This window comes from Bradyrhizobium hipponense, assembly GCF_008123965.1.
In the GTDB taxonomy this organism is placed as follows: domain Bacteria; phylum Pseudomonadota; class Alphaproteobacteria; order Rhizobiales; family Xanthobacteraceae; genus Bradyrhizobium; species Bradyrhizobium hipponense.
Window position 1 is genome coordinate 116,919 of sequence record NZ_VSTH01000018.1, and the last position, 18,330, is coordinate 135,248.

Below are 18,330 nucleotides of genomic sequence, written 5' to 3' on the forward strand. Positions count from 1 at the left end.
GCCTCGTCGTCCCGGGATGCGTGCGCAGCACGCACGCCCGGAATCCATTCATCCGTAGCGACCGTGGCGAGATGGATTCCGGTTTCGCGCCCTAGGCGTGCCCCGAAATGACGTTTTCGCTCATCCGCCGTGCGACTCGACCACCTTGCGACAGCCGTCCGAGAGCTTCGTCTTGTTCTCGCGCAGGCATGCATTCATCTGCGGCGGCTTGCCGATATGTTCGGCGCAGAATTTGCTGGCGTCGCCGCGGCAGGTCATCTGCTCCTGCGGCGTGGGACCGGATTGCGCGGTGGCGGGCAGAATGGCTGCGGCGAGCAGTAGCGCGGCCAGAACCGAAGTCTTCATGGAATACCTCTTTGGAATTGTCGTTGGGCCCGATTGGGGATCGAGCGGGCCGACCATCCCGCAGAGACCCGTCGCCGGTCCATGCCATGTTCATGGCATCGGAGAAGCGGCTCATCGCGACGCGCCGCCGGCTACCCCCATCTTCATGGCATGTATCGGCGCGCCGTCCTTTGCCATTGAGATCGTACGTCGGCTGCGAGACCCGGTGATTGCATCGGGGTGCCGAACGGGAAGCAGGAGAGCAAGATGTCGAAACGAGCAGGGGCGCTAAGCGCCGGGTTGACGATCATGGCGCTGGTGGGCGCTGCAACGGTGTCGCTGGGCACAAGTCCGGCCCAGGCAGTGGTCTATTGCAAGACGGTCGGCGTGCCGAAGGGCTGCGTGGTGCGGCCGACCGCGGCGGTGGTGGTCGCACCGGTGGCGCCGGTCGCTGCGGCCGCGGTGATGACGCCCGGCGTCGGTGCGCCCGGCGTCGGCGTTCGCGCGGGGACACCGATGAATCGCGGCGGTCCCGTCAACCGCGTCGGCGTGCGCTGATAGGTCGTTGGTTTGAATTGATTGTGTCGCTTCGGGCTGGGATCCCTTGCGAGCGCCCCCCGTCCTCCGCAGGCAAAATCCCGCCCGATCCCTCTCTCCGTGCGCCCCACACGTTTCGGGGAGGGGGCTTTTTTCAGTCCGCGGCCGCATCGCTGTCGGGAAAACGCTGCGGCAATTGCAGCCGCACGCATGTGCCCGAGGTGCCCGAACTCAGATCGAGCGCCGCTCCGCAGCGCGCTGCGCGACTTTTCATGTTGCGCAAGCCGCGCGCCGTCTGGCCTGCGCTCACGGCTTCGCCGTTTCCGGTCTGCGCAAAACCGCCGCCGTCGTCCGCGACACTGATCACGCCATACGGCCCATGGCCATCCGCTTGGCCATCCCCTTGGCCATCGTCGAGCGTCTCGATGGTGACCGTGATGTGGCGCGCCTCGGCGTGCTTGACCGCATTGGTCACGGCCTCGTCGAGGACGCGTACGATCTGGATGACGTGCCATGGCCGCAACTCGGGGTGCAACGGCAGCCCTTGCGGCGTCGCAACCCGCCAGTCGAGGACGATGTCGTGCGGTCGCAATTGCATCGCTGCCCGCTCGCGCCAGGAGCCGAGCGCCAGCATCAGGTCGCCGCCGATGTCGTCCATGGAATCGATGACGAGGCGAAGATCCTTCAGCGCGGCGCGGGCCGCATTGGTGATGGTCGCGCCCTCGTGTCCGCGCTCGGAGAGCGCGACGATGCTGACGAGCTGGCCGCCGAGGCCGTCATGCAGGTCGCGCATCAGCCGCGTGCGCTCGTTGGCGAGCGCCGCGGCCCGCGCGCGCTCCTCCTCGCGGACGAAGCTCGCCTTCAGCCGCTCCTCGGCCTCGCGCACCCGCGTCACCAATTGCCCGGCAAAGCTGTCGACCTGGTTCAGCGCGCGGGCGAAGCGCCAGGTCAGCCCGGCGCCGATTGCGACCAGCATCGCCGAATAGGACAGCCGCGACAGGAAGATGCGCTCGTTGGGCATGATCTCGAAGACCGAAAGCATGTCGTGGATCCAGCACGTCAGCACGATGGTCACTGCGCAACCGAGCGTGAAGCTCGCCGCATCCCGCCGCCGCACCACCTGTGCCGCCGTGATGCCGGCCATCAGCAACAGGCAGATGCCGACCGTTGGAATGCCGAGGACCAGGAAGAGAATGCGCGGCAGCGGCGGACCTCCCAGCAGTCCCACCACAAACACCACGACGCCGGGCACGAATAGCAGCGTGGCGTAACGAGGCCAGCGCCAACCGAAGAACATCAGGGCGAACACGACGATCAGGGCGCTCTCGATCGGGGCCGACGCCAGCAGCACTGCGGCGAGCCGCGACGAGGCTGCCGGCGGCACCGGCGCCGGCAGGAATGCCTGGACGACGCCGAGCAGCATCGCCGCCGCCAGCACGCCATAGACCGGCTCGTGGCGCCGCATCAGCCACATGATCGCGAGGATGACGGCGAGGATCGATTGCCAGGCGGAGAACACCACCGGCAGCGTAACGAACAGCAGCGTGCGCGTCTCGTAGGCCGGGCGCAGGTTCGCATCCGGCCCGACATAGACGGCGTCGAGAAAGCCTTTCAGCGGTCCCCATACGAACAGCCGCACCGTGATCTGGTTGCTGCCGTCGCGAAGCAGCGAGGACGGAATCGGCGCAATCTGCGGCGTGTTGCGGTCGGGCCGGTTGGCATTGGCATCGCGCCGGGAGTCGAGCACGACGACGCCGTTGACGGCGACCTCAACTGCATTGCTGAAGCGCGGCAGGAAGACCGACCACCCCGGATCGCCGCTTTGGAAGGTGAAGGCGCCGCTGTAGAGCGGCGGGTCGGCCAGCGAATAGCGCGATGACGTGAAGTGCGGCAACGTCACGGTGCGTGTCGCGCCGTCCTCCCGCAATGAAAAGTCGTTCACGGCAAAATCGTCGGGGTCGCTCGGCTGAAGCAGCCGCAGTCCGAGAACGGTGGCGATCACGATCAGCGCCTGGAGCAGCAGATAAGGCACGAGGCGCGACATAAGCCGCCGGCGCCGCGCGCGGGTGGGGGCCTTCGCCGCGACTTCACTCACGGCCTGGCTCACAGCTTGATCAGGCCCTGCTGCACCGCCTCGAACACCGCCTCGCCGCGCGTATGCACCTCGAGCTTGCGATAGATGTTCTTGATGTGCCCGGGCACGGTCTGCCGCGACAGGCCGAGATGGCTTGCGATCTCGGCGTAGCTGAAACCTTTGGCGATGCCCCAGAGGATGTCGATCTCGCGCGGGGTGAGCTTTGCGGTGTTGAGCACGGGTCCGGGCGGCGGCTCGGCCGAGCCCTGCGCGGTACCCTGCGTCCTGCGCACGATGAAGCGCGCGATCGACGCCGAGATCGGCGAATGCCCGGCGACCAGATCCCGCACCGTGGTGGCGATGTCGGTCGGGAAGGCGTCCTTGAGCAAATAGCCGGTCGCGCCCACTGTGATCGCCGAGATCACACTCTCTTCGTCTCCGAGCGCGGAGATCACCATGATCTCGGTGTCGGGCAGGCGCCGCCTGGTCTCGCGGATCAGCTCGATCCCATGGCCGTCGGGCAGCCGCAGATCGGTCAGGAGCACGCGCGGCGCGGCCTCGCCGAGCGCCCTGCGGGCTTCGCCGAGCGTGCCCGCCGTACGCACTTCGTAACCGGCCTTGACCAGCGCGTCCTGAAGGCGCCAGCAGGTCGGCGCGTCGTCCTCGACGAGGAGGATGGTGATGGTCTCACCCGTCTCGCCCTGTTCGGTCATGATCATCGTCCCGCACCGCGTGTCCCCCACGGCGCAAGGCAAGTTTAGCCGCCGCGCGGATGCCGCGACACCCATAATCATGGGGTCGCGATGAGAGGGATCGCATATTTCGTAGGGTGACGTATCGTTTCCCGCCTCTTCTGTTTCTGCGGATAGAGACAGGTGGGTTGCGCGATGCCCACCCTATGAAACGTCAACCCGCGGCGGCGGATAGCGCCGCGCCAGCATCGACAGCGACAGCTGCCGCTCGTCCTCCGCCAGCTCCAGATAGGCCAGCACCAGCGGCCGCTTCCAGTCACCGACTCCGAAATCCATCGCCGTCCATTTCTGCGGCTCGGGTCCTTCGAGCCCCCGCACCCAGACGAAGAAGCGAGGAAGGTCGTCGGCGTCCGCTACCGTCGTGCGTCTCCTGGCCATCAAAACTGCTCGCTGCATCAACACGCGTTGCGGCACGATATAGGAAGCCGCCCGGCGAAGTCGAACCCGCGGAGGGGCGTCGTGCCGGCAAGTATGCCGTCCACTATGGGTGAAATGTACGGCGGCACGCTCGCGTCACTGCCAGAGCTCGCAGACCGCAACCCGATTGATGTCGGCGAGCCGCCGGCTCGCATCGCCCTCCAGATCGAGGCTCGCGACCAGCGTCAGCAGGCGATGATAGGCATTGCTGGCGATTTCGACCGGCAGCGGGGCTTCGTCGAACGTCTCGACATAGCTCCCGACGAGGCCGACGCCGCTGCCGAGACCAAATGTCCCTGACATCGCCCATCCGCAGGACGTCAACGGCGAGCCGCCGGCTGTTCTGAGGCTACGCGTGCCCATCGACCAAACACTCAAAGGCGCTGGCTTCAACGATGCGGCAGACATGCTTGCTGCATCCTCGTCGGACCGGGCCGCGCTCATGGCGGTCCGGGAGAGACGCCCGCAACCGGCACGTGACGAGAAGATGGTAGTTGTGAACGGGCTCGCAATCGCTGCTCTCGCGGAAAGCGGACGAATCCTGAACCAAGCGGAATTCGTCAGTTCGGCAAAAGCTTCCGCAGAGCGCCAGGTCGTGCGGCGTTGGCCCGGCGTCAGGTCGGTGCCTTCGAGGCCGAGCCACAAACCGAGCGCGACAAACCCATGCACCGTCAACTGGTGTGCCGTGGTCGGAACACCGCTGGTCTGGATGACCGGCTGCCAGTAGATCAACACAATCCACAGCGCCGTCGCGGGCGCAAGCCATAGCGGACTGCGCCATCCCTGGCGCGTGGAGCCTGTATCGGCCTGAACGATTGAGACTGTCATGTTGTCGCCTCCTCGTGGCAACTTTGCTAGTCAAAACCGGGGCCAACATGTCCCTTGCCAGATACCGGGCGGTCTCCAGGGCAATTTCCTGGTAGAGCGGCTTCTTGGTGAGCTGGAACGCCGTCGAATACAGTTGCCGGAGCTGCGCATTGTCGTACAGCATTTTCTCGAAATGCGGGACCGACCACGACGGCTCGGTGCTGTAGCGATGGAAACAGCCGGCAAGCTGATCGTGGATGCCGCCGAAGGCGACAGCATCGAGCGTTGCCAAGACGTTCGATAGAGCGCCCGGCGTGTGATTGAGCTGATAGTCGGTCAGCAGCAGAAGAAGTCGCGGCGAGTTGGGAAACTTGGTGCCACCGCGATCTGCAAACCCGCCCTGCAGCGCATCAAATTGCGGCAAGAGCTTATCGCGAGCCTTGGTTAGCCACGCGCCAGGATCAACCGGCGCGGTGCCTTGGCTGCTCATGGCTGACTGCAGGCGCCGTAGCGCGATCGTGACGTTTTCGCCAACGCCGAGCACTTTGGCCCGGTCGGACGCCCATGCCTGATTGAGCGCGGCGAGAATGGTTGGAAATCCCGGGCCGGCTCGCGGGTCATCCTTTGGCGGGAAATAGCTGCCCGCATAGAACGGCTTCAGATCAGGGGTCAGAAACAGATTGTTCGGCCAGCCGCCGCCGCCGGTCATGATCTCGCGCGCATGCATGTAGATGCGATCCACATCAGGCCGCTCTTCGCTGTCGACCTTCACGTTGATGAACCATCGGTTCATCAGTTTCGCGATGTCCGGATTCGAGTAGATCGTCCGCTCGGCAACATGGCACCAGAAGCACGTGCTGTAGCCAATCGAGAGGAAGATAGGTTTGTTCTCGCTTTTTGCCTTCGCGAAGGCCTCGGGACCCCAAGGATACCAGTCGACCGGATTGTGGGCGTGCAGCAGCAAATAGGGATCGTTGGAGTCGATCAGCTTGTTGGTGTGTTCGTATTGGGCGGTGGAACGATCGCGGGAAGTGTCCCCGCTTGCTGCATTGTCGGCCATCGCCGCATGTGTGTGAGGCCAAGCCATGCCGGCCACGACGGCAAGGCCGATGTGACTTGGCTTCAAAAGACGCTTAACCAGACCGACTACGGACTCCGTCATCCTGATCATCCTTGTTGATGACAGTCGGCACATGAAGCCTTTGGGCGACGTCACCCCCACGAGCTTGGACCAATCGTCGAGCGTCATATCAGGCGATGATCTTGACGCCCTTCCAGAACGCGACCTTGCCCGCGATCTTGGATGCTGCGGGCCTGGGGCTGGGATAATACCACGCGGGGTCGAGGTTTTCTCCATCTCCAACGACAACGGCACCCTACAGGTCCCTCACTTCGCCACGCGCGGGATAATGGTTCTTCAGAACATAGTCGATCGCAGCAAGAATGTCGGAGAAGTGCGGGCGCGCAAATGGCATGGTTTGGACGCTGCCGAAGTAGAGTGTGCCATCCGGCCGGATCAGGTAAAGCGCCGGCTCGGAGAAGCGCGGCGGCTCCTCAACCCCGGCCGAGGTCATGCCGCGTCCCGACGAAATGAACAATCCCCAGCTACGGGCGGTGGCGAGGTCGAGGCCATAGCCGATGCGCAGCCGGGACAATTCCCAGGCTTCCTTGGTCTGAATTGCTCGTTGCTTCGAGTCGGACGATATGGCCACCACTGCAACGCCGCGCTTATCGAACTCGTCAAGCTTCGATTCGAGTTCTCTTAGCTGGGTTTTGCAAATGGGGCAGTGAAGACCGCGATAAAACACGAGAAGCGTAAAATGCTGCGGCCTCTCGCTTCTGAGATCAAACAGACCACCGCCGGCTAGGTTGACATTGAGCGGCGGAACGGGCTGGCGTGGAAACAGTGGTACGAGATCAGTCATGTGATGTCATCCTTTCAGTGTCTTTCATCGATCAGAACCGTGCTTTGAGGCTCGCGATCCTGCTGACGTTTTGGCCGGATGTTGCCCAAGGAGAGAGGCCCGTTGTCAAGAACCGGTTCGAGTAGGCCTCAGTCCCGGGCATAAAGCGTTCGCGGCGCCACCCATCGAAACATTTTCCGGCCGAACACGCCCGCGAGCCCAACAAACAGGACCGCCGTGCCGAAGTTCCACATCAGGATCATCACCGTCGCATCGATGACGTGGAATAACGACAGCGCTGTTGCCGTGATGGCGGCGACCGCCAGGCTGCCCATGAAGGTCGCGGCAATCGGACGGAGCGGCGCCGCGTAACGCAGCATCACGAGCATGGCGAGTGACAATGGCAGGCTCGTGAGCACGAGCGTGGCGAAGCAACGCGTGGCCTCGCCAAGGCTCATGCCATCAGGTCCGATCGCAACCCATTGCGTGAGGCACTGATAGCCGACATTCGAGAGCCACACGATCAGCACAGGCATGGGCAGCAGAAGCCACATGCGCGACCGGTCGGGGAGGCTGACCAGGAAGGCGGCAATTGCCGCCAGCGCACCCGTCAGAGCTGCAGCTGACATGCTGACGACAAAGGCTGGCTCCTGCAGCCGCTGCACCAGGTCGGGGCGAATTCCCTGGTTGACGGCCAGCAGCGTCAAGACGACCGCTGCAAGCAGGAGCCAGCACGCCGCCCGCATCACCGGCGGCCGCAGCCGCCGCACCGGCGTGGCGTTCGCCGCAAGGGATGCAATGAGATCGGGTGTCTTGATCACGGTTCGCTCCGATTGAGCAGCATTTTTCGCAGATTCTTCAGCGCACGATGAGTATTCACTTTAAGAGACGTGATGGACATGCCGCTTACTGCTGCCGCTTCCTTTAATGACAGCTCCTTGAGTTTGAGCAACCGGAGCGCATTCTGCTGCGCAGGTGGGAGATTACTGACCATCCCCTCGAGCTCTCGCTCGCCCGGCCTCTCTCCTAGGTTCGCTGCGGACTCGCAAAAGGTTTCATGCTCGGCTGTCAAAGGTATTTCACGGTCCCTGGTGCGGCCCTGACGGCGCAGCCGATCAATGAATCGCCGGTTGGCGATAGCGACCAGCCACGGCGCAAACGGCCGGGCCGGATCGTAGGTCTGCCGGATCGAATGGACGGTCAGAAGGACGTCCTGAACCGAATCCTCCACATCGCCGCGGTCACGATGCCGCCGCGCGGCAAGGGAACGCAGATACGGCGTGATCTCTTGCAGAAGCCGGTGATAGGCGGCTCGATCCCCCTCCTGGGCGCGGGCCATGAGGATCGACCAGTCGACATCTCTGGCGACCTGGCTTGTTGGGTGCGCGCCGCTGCGATCGTCTTTCCCGACGAGCCTCAGCGACGGTCCGTGGTCGTGAGAATCGTGCGTCATCAGGCGCCTCCCTGGCGCCAGGGCCGGGGCAGCATCTCGAGCCAATGGTCGAGAGACAGCGTCCCCGGGCCAATGGCAATGATGGCCAACGCCAGGCCCGCCCACGGCAGATGAAAATTCGCCCAACCTTCCGGCACCACCAGCTGAATGACGCCGGTCATGACCAGGAGTCCGAGCGCGGAAAATCGGGTAGCTAGGCCAATCACGAGAAGAACAGGCAGCACGATCTCGGCGATGCCGTCGAGGTATGCGAACGCGGTAGGCAGTGGGAAGTCGTAAGCTTGACCAAAAATATGCAGCTTGAACTCGTCCTCGAATAAGTAAACCGCAGCCGGCGATAACGACAGGAAGCCATCCCACTTGGTCAGCCCCGATTTGAAGAAGGGCACGGCCAGTGCGATCCGCAGCACTGGCGGTGCAACGACCTGAGCGACGCGGGTAAGCCAATCCGCAACCTCTCGCACAACGTTCTCGACACTTGCGATGTTCATGTGCGTCGTGACCATGGTCATGGTCGCCTCGTGTCTGGCGCAAGGCGATAGCCGACCAGGGCGCCCGCACCCAAGAGATCTGAAAGGTTACCGGACAGGTCGAAACGAGAATTAGCGGTCAGAGCTGCCTCCAGCGCGGCGAGGACCGGTCTTCCGTCGCCTAGGGCCTGTATGAATTCCAGACTGCCCTCAGGAATAGACCTGACTTCGACATCGGCCAGGGGTCGAACGACCAGCACGTCCTCGCCGCCAGCGGCGGGATCCACCGGCGCTGGGATGCCGCCCGCGACATTCATCTGCCAAATCGTCAGTGCCGGAAACTCCGAGCGGACGACACGGAGCGAAGGGTGAAGCATGAGGCGCATCCCGGGAAGCTCGTCGGGCGCGATCGTTGTGAACGCCTTCGGATCAATCGGCGAGGCCTCGGGCGCGTGGTAGGCCTCGGTCCAGGCGCGCTCGATACGTGCAACATCTGCCAGATAAGGCAGCACCGCAGCCGGCTCGAACCCCTGGATGAAATCCGGGAAGCCGGCTCCATAATCGAGCATGATCGGCGAGCGCGGCGGCTCAACCATCACATAGGCGCGCGCCATAGCCCGGAAGAAATCCGCCCCAACGATGCGATGCACGGCCGGGAATGCGTCCTTCAGAGTCTCCGTCAGACCCACCACGACATTGTTTCGATAGACGGCAAACCGCCTCGGACTTGGTTCGCCGTCCGGCCCGATAAGGCCGATCGGCGCCGGCAGCGCAGGGGCGAGGAGCGCCGCAGCAAAGCTTCGTTGCCTTTCAGCGAGCGGCTGCATGGCGCAAGGCCTCCGATTTCGTTGCGAACATGATCGCCTCGGCGCGGTCGGCTTCCCACTTGAGCGTCGCCCAAACCGGCACGTCGGCGTCCCATTCGATCAGCGTGGGAACCGGACCGATAAGCGTGACGGCGTGGGCGTAGAGCTCCCAGACGATTTCGTCGACCGGGCGATTATGCGTATCGATCAGCAGCGGCCGTCCCTTTTCATCAGCTTCTCTCGTATAGCCGGCCAGGTGGATTTCCTGGACGTGGGCGAGCGGATAGGCATCGATATAGGCGATCGGATCCCACAGCTGGTTGGTCGACGCGACGTAAACATTATTGACGTCGAGGAGCAGGCCGCAGCCGGTACGTCGTACGACTTCGGCAATGAAGTCGATCTCCGAATAGGTGCTTTCCGCGAAGGCAAGATAGGTGGATGGATTCTCCAGCAACATTTGCCGCCTGAGAGAACTCTGGACCTGGTCGATGTGTTCGACGACGCGACCGAGCGTCTCGCCAGTGTATGGCACCGGCAATAGGTCGTTGAGAAATCCCGTGTCATGTGATGACCACGCCAGGTGTTCCGAGAACAGGCCTGGTCGGTAACGCTCGATGAGCCCGCTTAGGCGCTGAAGATGAGCTTCATCGAGCGGCAGATCCGCACCGATCGACAATCCGACGCCGTGGAGCGACAGCGGATATCGCTCGCGGATGGCCGACAAATAGCGGTGCGGCGGGCCTCCCGCGCCCATGTAGTTTTCCGCGTGGACCTCGAAGAAACCGATGTCAGGCCGCTGCTCGAGGATCGTGCGGTAATGCTCAGCCTTCAGGCCGACGCCCCCACGTGCGGGGATGCGGTCTCTCGCGCAATACGATGGAAGCGTCACGGCAACCTCCAATCTTAGGGAGAGGCGGGCGGCAGTTGCGCCGCCCGCCCTCGCAATGCGACATCAGGCCTTGGGCGTCAGGCTTCCCGGCCCCTTCGGCGTCTGCATGGTCACGCAGCTGCCTTTGGCCTCGAGCTTGAACGCGTTGCCCTGATAGTCGACCGTGCTGGTTCCGGCGCAGGTCGTCCCTGCCCCCGCATAGCAGTCGTTCTGGCCCTTGAGGGCCACGCCGAAGCACTTCTCCATCTTGCCGCCTTCCAGCGCCTTCATCGTCGCGGCCTGCTTCTCCTTCATCATTTTTTCCATCTCGGCCTTGCTCTGCGCCGGGGCCGGTGTGGCAGCGAGCGATCCCACGGCTGCGACGAAGGCGCCGGCGACGAGTGCGGATAGCGTGCGATTGGACATTTCTGTTCCTCCGATTGGCGGGTTGCGGTGCGAGCGTACGCAGTCGCCCGTGCGGCGGGCCGAGCCGGCCCGCTTAAGGGTAAATTCGCTCGGGAAGCGGAAAGGTTACGCCGCCAGAACCGAGGCTTGCGGTTCCCAATTCCGAAAATACGGTTCGCTGGAAGTGGTCTGAAGACCGCGGAGGAATTTGAGGCGCGTTTGATGCGATTTGCGTGCAGTGCCGCTTACCGCAGCGAAGCAATCTCAAGGAAATGGACGAGCTTCATCATCCGGCGCAGCACGACAATTTGGCGACGTCTTTGCCGAATGACAGGGCTGCCAGCTTCAAGCCCTCGACGGTAGTAAGATAGGAAAAATGGTATCCGCCAAGTCGGCAACGGTCAGCCCTTGTCGGATTGCGAGCGTGGCCGTCTGGATGCTGTCGGCACCTTCCGGAGCCAGGATATGCGCGCCGAGCAATCGGTCGCTCTGAGCGTCGGCCACGAGCTTGATCAGCCCACGGGTATCGTGGGCTGCCAACGCACGCGGCACCTGGTCAAGGCCGATCATGGAAACGCGCACGTCGTATCCCGCGTCGCGTGCCGCCATCTCGGCGAGACCGACACTTGCCACCTGCGGATCGGTAAACACGACGGCCGGCATGGCGCGGTCATCGTAGCGCTGGCTGTCGCCATTAAGGGCATTGAGCGCGGCAAGCTTGGCGCCATAGGCCGCCATGTAGACGAACTGGTCGCGACCGGTCACGTCACCAGCGGCGTAGACGCCCGTCCGGGTGGTCTGCATATGCACATCGACGACGATACCGCCCTTTGACGAGACCGCAATCCCGTGCTCGGCCAGCCCAAGGCCTTCGACATTGGGTGTGCGCCCGGTGGCGATAAGCACCTGGTCGGCTTCGATTGTTATGGATCGCGCGCCGCGCGAGGCCATAAGCGCAATACCTTCTCCGGTCTTCCGGATCTCGCGGTAAGCAACACCGGCGACCACATCGATTCCCTCGTCCTCGAAAAACCGAGTAAGGGCCGCACTGATCTCGGGCTCGGCCTCGGGGAGCAGGCAGGACCGGCACACCAGCGTCACCTCGACGCCGGCGCGAGCGAACATCTGGGCAAGTTCCGCCCCAACATAACCGCCGCCGATCACAAGCAGCGACTTCGGTAAAGTCTCAAGATCGAGCGCGGTCGTGCTGGTCAGATACGGCACCGTGTGCAGTCCGGGAATCGCCGGAACCGCCGGCCGCGCGCCGGTTGCGATGATGATCTTGCCAGTACGAATATATGTGCCAGCCACCTCGACCCCGGCGTCCACAATACGCGCCGGTCCTTCGCGAAAAGCGATGCCGCGGTAAGCCGGCAGCAGGTCGATGTATTTGGCCTGACGCAGTGCGGTGACGAGCGCGTTCTTCTGGCCGATCGTTGCCTGCCAATCTGTCACCGCGGCCTCAGCCGTGATCCCAGCGAAGCGCCCGGCCACGCGCGCATTGTGCAGTTGCTCCGCGGCACGGATCAACGTCTTCGACGGGACACAGCCGATATTGACGCAAGTGCCTCCGATGGTGCCGGAGCCGACAAGGGCCACGCGTGCGCCCTGATCGGCGGCCGTGATTGCCGCTGAAAATCCGGCCGAGCCCGCGCCGATAACGACAAGGTCATAGGCGTCGCCGCAGCTCGATTGGAGCCGACAGTTCCTTGTTGACGCGTCAAGCGTGCCGTAGCATCCGGTCTGTAGTGACTACAGGGTCAAGGGAGATCCTCCGATGCGCGCTCACACCGGCGCCAAGGGCATGCAGCGGGCCGAGCTCGCCCAGCGGACCGGCTGCAACCTGGAGACGGTGCGCTATTACGAAAAGGCAGGTCTTCTGCCGGAGCCGCCGCGTACATCGGCTCGCGTACATCGGCTGGCTACCGGAGTTACGACGCGACGCACGAACGGCGTCTTCGCTTCATATTGCGGGCTCGCGAACTCGGCTTTTCGCTGCACGAGGTCGGCGAGCTAATGCATCTTGCCGACGAACGCGAGCAGCCTTGCGCCGATGTGCGCGCGGTCGCTACTGCACACCTCGATGACGTACGGGCGAAGATCGCCGACCTGAAGCGCATGGAGCGGGTGCTCAAGGACATGGTTGCGCGGTGCGGCAACGGCACCCAGCCGGAATGCCCGCTGATTGAGACGTTATTCCGGGCCTCCTAAGGTCGGCGACGGGAGCCCGCAAGGTTGCAGTGCAACAGTAACCTTGTTGCACCATCAAGCGAACATTGAAAGTCGACGAAATCGACGCAGGTCGCGATCTGGAGGTGTTGAGGCGAACCAAAAATCCTCAACGGCGAGACTTTGAGATACGGAAGCTGCATCCGAGCAATAGTGCTGGCGCTGGTGGTGCTTGCCGCCCCGGCCATGATGGCTATTGGCGGAGGCGTGGCTGAGCCAGCAAGCTGGCGAGCAGAATGGCCCCACACTGATTTTTCGCATCACACTGTCCCACTGAACGAGCTCAAATCGGGCGGCCCGCCAAAGGACGGTATTCCGTCGATCGACACGCCTCGCTTCGAGCGGCTGAACGACGGCACGGCGTCAGGATGGGCCACCCGTATCGGCAATACCGAGCCCGTCATCTCGCTCGTCATCCGCGATGATGCGCGGGCGTATCCCCTGAGCGTCCTGATCTGGCACGAGATTGTGAACGATATTGTCGGGGGTACGCCTGTAGCCGTCACCTATTGCCCGCTCTGCAACAGCTCGCTCGTTTTCGAGCGCACGGTTGAGACTCGCATTCTCGATTTCGGCACGACGGGCAAGCTCCGAAACTCGGATCTGGTGATGTATGACCGTCAAACCGAGAGCTGGTGGCAACAGTTCGGGGGCGACGCCATCGTCGGTGTCATGAGCGGGAAACAGCTTCGTTCGGTTCCATCGCGCCTCGAGTCCTTCAGCCGCTTCCGTCAGCGTTTCCCCTACGGCCAAGTGCTGATCCCGAACGATCCCGGCGCGCGCAACTACGGCAGGAATCCTTATGTCGGATACGACGCAAGCGGGCAAAAGCCCTTCCTCTATGACGGCTCGTTACCCGACGGCATCGATCCGATGGAGCGCGTCATCGCAGTCGAAACCAGGCCGGGTTACCACGAAGCGTGGTCGCTGCCACTGCTGAGAGAGAGGGGCACGATCGAAGCCGGCGACATCGTTCTCACATGGGGAGCCGGACAAACCTCGGTGCTCGACAAGGCGACGATTGCAGGCGGCCGCGAGATCGGAAACGTGGTTGTGCAACGGCGGCAAGTCGGACAATTGTCCGACATTCCTTACGACGTCACCTTTGCGTTTTCATTCCACGCCTTCAGGCCCGACAGCCCAATTCACAAGAGAACATCGGTTGGCCCGGAAGATTGAAGGTCACGCTCGCCGCTGCGCATTGCCCCGCACGTAACCTTTTCGTGCCTGACCGCGAACCTATCGCCAGGGGCTACCCGCTTCGCTTCGACGCGATCGTCGAATCCCCGACCGGTCGCCGTGACAGCGGCGGCCGTGAATGACGTTGAAGTTTCAACCCCACGGGAGAATTGCGATGAAATCGCTAAGGACTTCGCTCCTAACCTTGAGCTCCATCGCCGCACTCGGCGGGCTTCTCGCAGCGGCTTCGGTGCCGACCGTCGCGCTGGCCGCAAACCCCTGCGCTCCGAAGGCAACCAAGGCGACCAAGGCGGCCAATCCGTGCGCACCGAAGGGACATAAGGCCGCGAACCCCTGTGCGCCGGCAGCAAAGAAGATGACCAATCCGTGCGCACCGAAGAAGTAGCGAACGTTGGTGGGTCGGTTGGGTCTATGCTCGACCATGATACCCCGCTCGCTAAAGCTGTGCGATGCTACGATATTGGACAAGCCATCTTCCCGGAATCTGATGGGCGTCTCGCGAACTCATCTGAGGGTCATCGGATTCCTGCTTTGCCTTTCGAGCGGCATTGCGCTGGCGGAAGAACGGCTACCTACGCATTTTTGGCGCCAGCCGCTCGCGCCGCAGGGCGAAGCGCCACGCACATGGTCAACCGAAGAACGTTCGCTCGCGCCGGAGAGCTGCGGCGGCTGCCATAGCGACAAGCTTGAGGAGTGGCGGACATCCTTCCACGCCAAGGCGTTCTCGCCGGGGCTCGTCGGCCAGCTCCTCACCTACGACGCGGGCGACAGCGCGGCCTGCATGGAATGCCATGCGCCCCTGGCGGAACAGCGCCAGGCGTTTGAAGCGGCGCGCCGACGGGCCGAAACCGAGCCTGGCGCCGGGCATGGCCTTGCGGACGCCGGAAACTCCTGCGGCGGCTGCCACCTGAGAGGCCATCGCCGCTTCGGCCCGCCGCAACGCGAGACCGGCGCCGTCGGACAGAGCGACGCCTCCGCTCCGCACGGTGGCGTGATGCGCGTCCCGGAATTCGAGAAATCGGAGTTCTGCGCTGCGTGCCATCAGTTTCCGCAGAGCCAAGCCATCAACGGCAAGCCGCTGGAGAATACGCTTGTCGAATGGAAGCAGAGCCCGGCCGCGCGCAGCGGCACGACCTGTCAGTCGTGTCACATGCCCGAGCGCAAGCATCTATGGCGCGGCATCCACGATCCCGACATGGTGCGATCCGGCCTCACGCCGGAGTTCGTCGCCGAGCACGCAACAGCACGGTTTCGCCTGACCAGCACCAGAATCGGGCACGCATTCCCGACTTACGTGACACCAAAGGTCATGATGAAAGGGCTCGCTCTCGACGAGGCTGGAGAGCCGGTCCCCAGATCAGAGGTTAGCCACGTCATCCAGCGGCAAGTGGAATCGGTCGATGGTGACTGGATCGAGCGCTCCGACACCCGGCTGCTGCCGGGGCAGTCTGCGATGCTGGAAATTGCCTGGCCGAAGAGCGGCCGGGTAAAGTTCTGGTTGGAGATTTACCCCGATGATTTCTATCACCAGCACGTATACAGCAACTTGTTGCGCGAGCTGGCGGCCGACAGCGCCGCAGCCAAGCTGATCGCCGAGGCTGACCGTACCGCTCAAGGAAGCCATTTCACTCTTTTTGAAACGACGGTCCAACGGCCGTGACGCCGGTGTGTCGCGCGGGCTCGCGGCGGCCGTGACATTGTAGCACCCTGACTGCCGGCCTACTCCGCCCGCCAGCGGCTCCTTCGATCGCCATTGCCTTGGCCGTGGCGCGCCTCTATCTGGACGCGCATCGTGCCCGCTCATTCGCACGGTCGTTCTGCTTGCTAACGTTGTGCGGCGTCCCGTGCCGGACCGGCAGATGCCGCCGTTACCCACGGCGCTCCTTCATCGACAACGCAGGACAGGCCATCAGACCGCGACAAGAGGATCGTCCAACTGCCACCCGGCGAAACGAACACCTCCACCAGATGGCCTTTGCTCGACAACCCCTGAGCCATCAAGATCTCGCCGAAATGATCCTTGAGCAGGGCGACCAAATCGGACCGGCTAGCGCAGGGCTCCGCCGCGCCGGCCGTAGTCGCCGCCAACGGGACGATCAAGGCGATCGCTGCCAACCGGATGTATCGCAACACGGCGCCCTCCTTCGGGACGGCCATCATCACACACTAAGAATGATTCCTGTGGCGATGGTCGCGTAGTTCGTAGGAATCACGTGGTGCTTGAAGCCGCGAATATCAAGAGCAGTAGCTTGGCTAACGCGTGCGTTGTCCGCGCACAGTCTCCCCAATCCGGTCCTCGAGCTTATGGTCCAAGGCTTGCGATCGCCTTTCAAGATGGCTGCGTCACGTCGCCGTGAGAGCGTGGGCGCGATGGCGTTCTTGCCACCGGGCAAGAGCCATGCGAAGCGGCACGGTACGCGCTAGTATCGCTTCACCGGCATCGATGAAGGAAGATGATGACGCATTCCAAGGCCCCGCTGCCGGGTGCCGGCCCGGCGGCGGCATTCTTGCCGCGAACGTTGCTTTGGCCTTGGTAATCTTGCGCCCACACATCAGCGAACCTCTGCTTGCATCGAGCCCCCGTAACGCGCGGGTTGATCACGTCTCTGGCGCCGGTTGCGAGAACAGTGCGGCCACGGACAAGCCTTGGCTCAAGAGCACAGCACGTAACGAAATATCCCGTGCACCATGCGTCCAAGGAACTGGCTGCCAGAGTGCGCTTCTGACGTCTTGAAGCGAGGAAGTTACGATGCGTAACGCACTGGCAAGGATCGGCAGGAATCTCGCGAGCTTTCTAAGCAGGGAACGCCACGTCCACGGGGCAACTCCGCCCACTCCGCCGGATCGACTGCTCTCCTATCTAGAGCCTGCCGACGTTTTGCTGGTCGACGGCAATTCGCAGATCAGCACGGCAATCAAATATTTGACGCAATCGACCTGGTCGCACGCCGCCCTCTATATCGGTGCGCATGGCGACGGTCGCCTGACCGAGTCGACGCACTGCTTCATAGAAGCGGATCTCTTGGAGGGCGTTCGCAGTGTCGGGGTCGAGGCGTTCGCCGGCGTGCCCTCGCGCATCTGCCGGCCGGTGGGACTGAGCGAGGCAGAACGCCGCGCCGTCATCGGCTTTGCGATCCCCCACCTCGGACATCGCTACGATCTCAAGAACGTCATGGACCTTGCACGCTTTCTCCTGCCGACCCCGCCGGTCCCCACCCGAATTCGCCGCCGCATGATCGCGTTCGGAAGCGGCGATCCAACTCGCGCCATCTGCTCCACGCTGATTGCGCAGGCCTTCCAGGCGGTACAATACCCCGTGCTTCCCATTGTCGAATATCGAATCGCTGCAACCGAGGACTGTCCCGAGTGCATTGACGAGATCATGCACATCCGCCACCATTCCCTCTTCGTTCCGCGCGATTTCGATGTCTCGCCTTACTTTCGGATCATCAAGCCGACGATCTAAGGCAAATTCGATTTCAGAACGCTGAAATGGGCCCAGTCTTCGGGAGATATCGACGGACCGACTTGACCGACCAAACTCATCTCTACATCTTGCGCGCGGCTTCCGGAATGAAGATACCGGCACCAGAGCTCGGCGTCGGGCCTATTCCAGCTCACGACGTACACGCGATCAGGTGCCGCCCAATCATTTTTCCTTCGTTGCCGCCGCGGCAATCTTCGCGAATATTCCGTCAAGCTCGGCCGCAAGTCCCTTAAGTGCGTCTTTGCCTTCATCGGCGTACGGCGCAAACACGGTTGTCGGCTTCTTGTACGACAGCGTGGCTGTGCCATCCGGATTTTCGGTCACATAGAAGCGGATTGGCGCCTCGATGCCGGCGGCTACGCTTGCGTCCAGCATGCGCCTCGCGAAGTCGTTGCGAAATACGCCGACAATCCTGTTGCCGGCAATTTGAATGCCAGCCGCCTTTGCTCCCTCCGACGCGCTCGCCGAAGTGACGAGGCCCATGTGTTGATCTTTCACCGCAGTTTCAAGCCGATCAACGAGAGCGGAGAACGAGTAGCGCGTGTCGATCACGACCCATCCGTCTTGCGGCCTGATCGTACCCGCGATCGCCGC

General features: G+C 63.0%; 20 protein-coding genes and 3 pseudogenes. 5 read left to right on the plus strand and 18 right to left on the minus strand.

What is annotated here, in order from left to right; all coding sequences use genetic code 11:
- Positions 1-120: 120 nt before the first annotated feature.
- The gene (locus FXV83_RS05875; protein WP_187435686.1) at positions 121-345 is read right to left on the minus strand and encodes a hypothetical protein; all 225 of its coding nucleotides are present in this window, start codon (positions 343-345) and stop codon (positions 121-123) included.
- A 246-nt stretch (positions 346-591) separates the two neighbouring features.
- On the opposite strand from FXV83_RS05875, the gene FXV83_RS05880 reads away from it, so the two are divergent.
- Positions 592-882, plus strand: a complete 291-nt coding sequence (locus FXV83_RS05880) for a hypothetical protein (RefSeq protein ID WP_148738256.1) — start codon at positions 592-594, stop codon at positions 880-882.
- A 133-nt stretch (positions 883-1,015) separates the two neighbouring features.
- Here FXV83_RS05880 and FXV83_RS05885 read toward each other — a convergent pair whose 3' ends face one another.
- From FXV83_RS05885 to merA, 14 genes and pseudogenes are all read right to left on the minus strand, one after another.
- Positions 1,016-2,956, minus strand: coding sequence for a sensor histidine kinase (locus FXV83_RS05885; RefSeq protein WP_148738257.1), 1,941 nt, complete (start codon positions 2,954-2,956; stop codon positions 1,016-1,018).
- Between the two features lie 8 nt (positions 2,957-2,964).
- Positions 2,965-3,648 carry a response regulator transcription factor gene (locus FXV83_RS05890; RefSeq protein ID WP_187435687.1) on the minus strand — a complete coding sequence of 228 codons (684 nt, stop codon included), beginning with the start codon at positions 3,646-3,648 and terminating at the stop codon, positions 2,965-2,967.
- A gap of 183 nt (positions 3,649-3,831) precedes the next feature.
- The gene (locus tag FXV83_RS05895; protein WP_148738259.1) at positions 3,832-4,065 is read right to left on the minus strand and encodes a hypothetical protein; all 234 of its coding nucleotides are present in this window, start codon (positions 4,063-4,065) and stop codon (positions 3,832-3,834) included.
- Positions 4,066-4,200: 135 nt separating this feature from the next.
- A complete protein-coding gene (locus tag FXV83_RS42440; protein WP_187435696.1) occupies positions 4,201-4,407 on the minus strand; it encodes a hypothetical protein in 207 nt (68 codons plus the stop codon).
- 46 nt (positions 4,408-4,453) lie between these two features.
- On the minus strand, positions 4,454-6,160 hold the full coding sequence (locus FXV83_RS05900) for a thioredoxin domain-containing protein (RefSeq protein WP_187435688.1): 1,707 nt from the start codon (positions 6,158-6,160) through the stop codon (positions 4,454-4,456).
- A 1-nt stretch (position 6,161) separates the two neighbouring features.
- Positions 6,162-6,269 (minus strand): annotated as a pseudogene (locus FXV83_RS42445) (DUF427 domain-containing protein); the annotation flags it as partial.
- Positions 6,270-6,287: 18 nt separating this feature from the next.
- Positions 6,288-6,836, minus strand: a complete 549-nt coding sequence (locus FXV83_RS05905; protein WP_148738261.1) for a peroxiredoxin-like family protein — start codon at positions 6,834-6,836, stop codon at positions 6,288-6,290.
- A gap of 128 nt (positions 6,837-6,964) precedes the next feature.
- A complete protein-coding gene (locus tag FXV83_RS05910; protein WP_148738262.1) occupies positions 6,965-7,636 on the minus strand; it encodes an NrsF family protein in 672 nt (223 codons plus the stop codon).
- A complete protein-coding gene (locus tag FXV83_RS05915) occupies positions 7,633-8,268 on the minus strand; it encodes a sigma-70 family RNA polymerase sigma factor (protein WP_148738263.1) in 636 nt (211 codons plus the stop codon). The genes FXV83_RS05910 and FXV83_RS05915 overlap by 4 nt, the downstream gene beginning before the upstream one ends.
- Complete coding sequence (locus FXV83_RS05920; RefSeq protein WP_187435689.1) at positions 8,268-8,780, minus strand: DoxX family protein; 513 nt, start codon at positions 8,778-8,780, stop codon at positions 8,268-8,270. Before FXV83_RS05920 ends, FXV83_RS05915 begins: the two co-directional genes overlap by 1 nt.
- The gene (locus tag FXV83_RS05925; protein ID WP_148738264.1) at positions 8,777-9,565 is read right to left on the minus strand and encodes an HvfC/BufC N-terminal domain-containing protein; all 789 of its coding nucleotides are present in this window, start codon (positions 9,563-9,565) and stop codon (positions 8,777-8,779) included. The genes FXV83_RS05920 and FXV83_RS05925 overlap by 4 nt, the downstream gene beginning before the upstream one ends.
- Positions 9,549-10,436: an MNIO family bufferin maturase gene (bufB, locus tag FXV83_RS05930; protein ID WP_148738265.1), complete on the minus strand. Its 888-nt coding sequence runs from the start codon at positions 10,434-10,436 to the stop codon at positions 9,549-9,551. Before bufB ends, FXV83_RS05925 begins: the two co-directional genes overlap by 17 nt.
- A 63-nt stretch (positions 10,437-10,499) precedes the next feature.
- Positions 10,500-10,841, minus strand: coding sequence for a BufA1 family periplasmic bufferin-type metallophore (locus FXV83_RS05935; protein WP_148738266.1), 342 nt, complete (start codon positions 10,839-10,841; stop codon positions 10,500-10,502).
- A gap of 265 nt (positions 10,842-11,106) precedes the next feature.
- Positions 11,107-12,479, minus strand: a pseudogene (gene merA, locus FXV83_RS05940) (mercury(II) reductase).
- A 118-nt stretch (positions 12,480-12,597) separates the two neighbouring features.
- On the opposite strand from merA, the pseudogene FXV83_RS05945 reads away from it, so the two are divergent.
- Positions 12,598-13,031 (plus strand): annotated as a pseudogene (locus tag FXV83_RS05945) (MerR family transcriptional regulator).
- A gap of 171 nt (positions 13,032-13,202) precedes the next feature.
- On the plus strand, positions 13,203-14,228 hold the full coding sequence (locus FXV83_RS05950; protein ID WP_235939317.1) for a DUF3179 domain-containing protein: 1,026 nt from the start codon (positions 13,203-13,205) through the stop codon (positions 14,226-14,228).
- Between the two features lie 153 nt (positions 14,229-14,381).
- Here the strand turns inward: FXV83_RS05950 and FXV83_RS43490 are convergent, their stop codons facing one another.
- Positions 14,382-14,672 carry a hypothetical protein gene (locus FXV83_RS43490; protein WP_210250718.1) on the minus strand — a complete coding sequence of 97 codons (291 nt, stop codon included), beginning with the start codon at positions 14,670-14,672 and terminating at the stop codon, positions 14,382-14,384.
- A gap of 64 nt (positions 14,673-14,736) precedes the next feature.
- Between FXV83_RS43490 and FXV83_RS05960 the strand changes: the two genes are divergently transcribed.
- Positions 14,737-15,909 carry a multiheme c-type cytochrome gene (locus FXV83_RS05960; RefSeq protein ID WP_187435690.1) on the plus strand — a complete coding sequence of 391 codons (1,173 nt, stop codon included), beginning with the start codon at positions 14,737-14,739 and terminating at the stop codon, positions 15,907-15,909.
- Between the two features lie 164 nt (positions 15,910-16,073).
- On the opposite strand, the gene FXV83_RS05965 is transcribed toward FXV83_RS05960, so the two are convergent.
- Entirely contained in the window at positions 16,074-16,412 is a 339-nt protein-coding gene (locus FXV83_RS05965; RefSeq protein WP_148738269.1) for a hypothetical protein, read from the minus strand.
- A gap of 586 nt (positions 16,413-16,998) precedes the next feature.
- Between FXV83_RS05965 and FXV83_RS05970 the strand changes: the two genes are divergently transcribed.
- On the plus strand, positions 16,999-17,715 hold the full coding sequence (locus FXV83_RS05970) for a C40 family peptidase (RefSeq protein WP_148738270.1): 717 nt from the start codon (positions 16,999-17,001) through the stop codon (positions 17,713-17,715).
- 183 nt (positions 17,716-17,898) lie between these two features.
- On the opposite strand, the gene FXV83_RS05975 is transcribed toward FXV83_RS05970, so the two are convergent.
- Positions 17,899-18,288, minus strand: a complete 390-nt coding sequence (locus FXV83_RS05975) for a DUF302 domain-containing protein (RefSeq protein WP_235939318.1) — start codon at positions 18,286-18,288, stop codon at positions 17,899-17,901.
- Positions 18,289-18,330 lie beyond the last annotated feature (42 nt).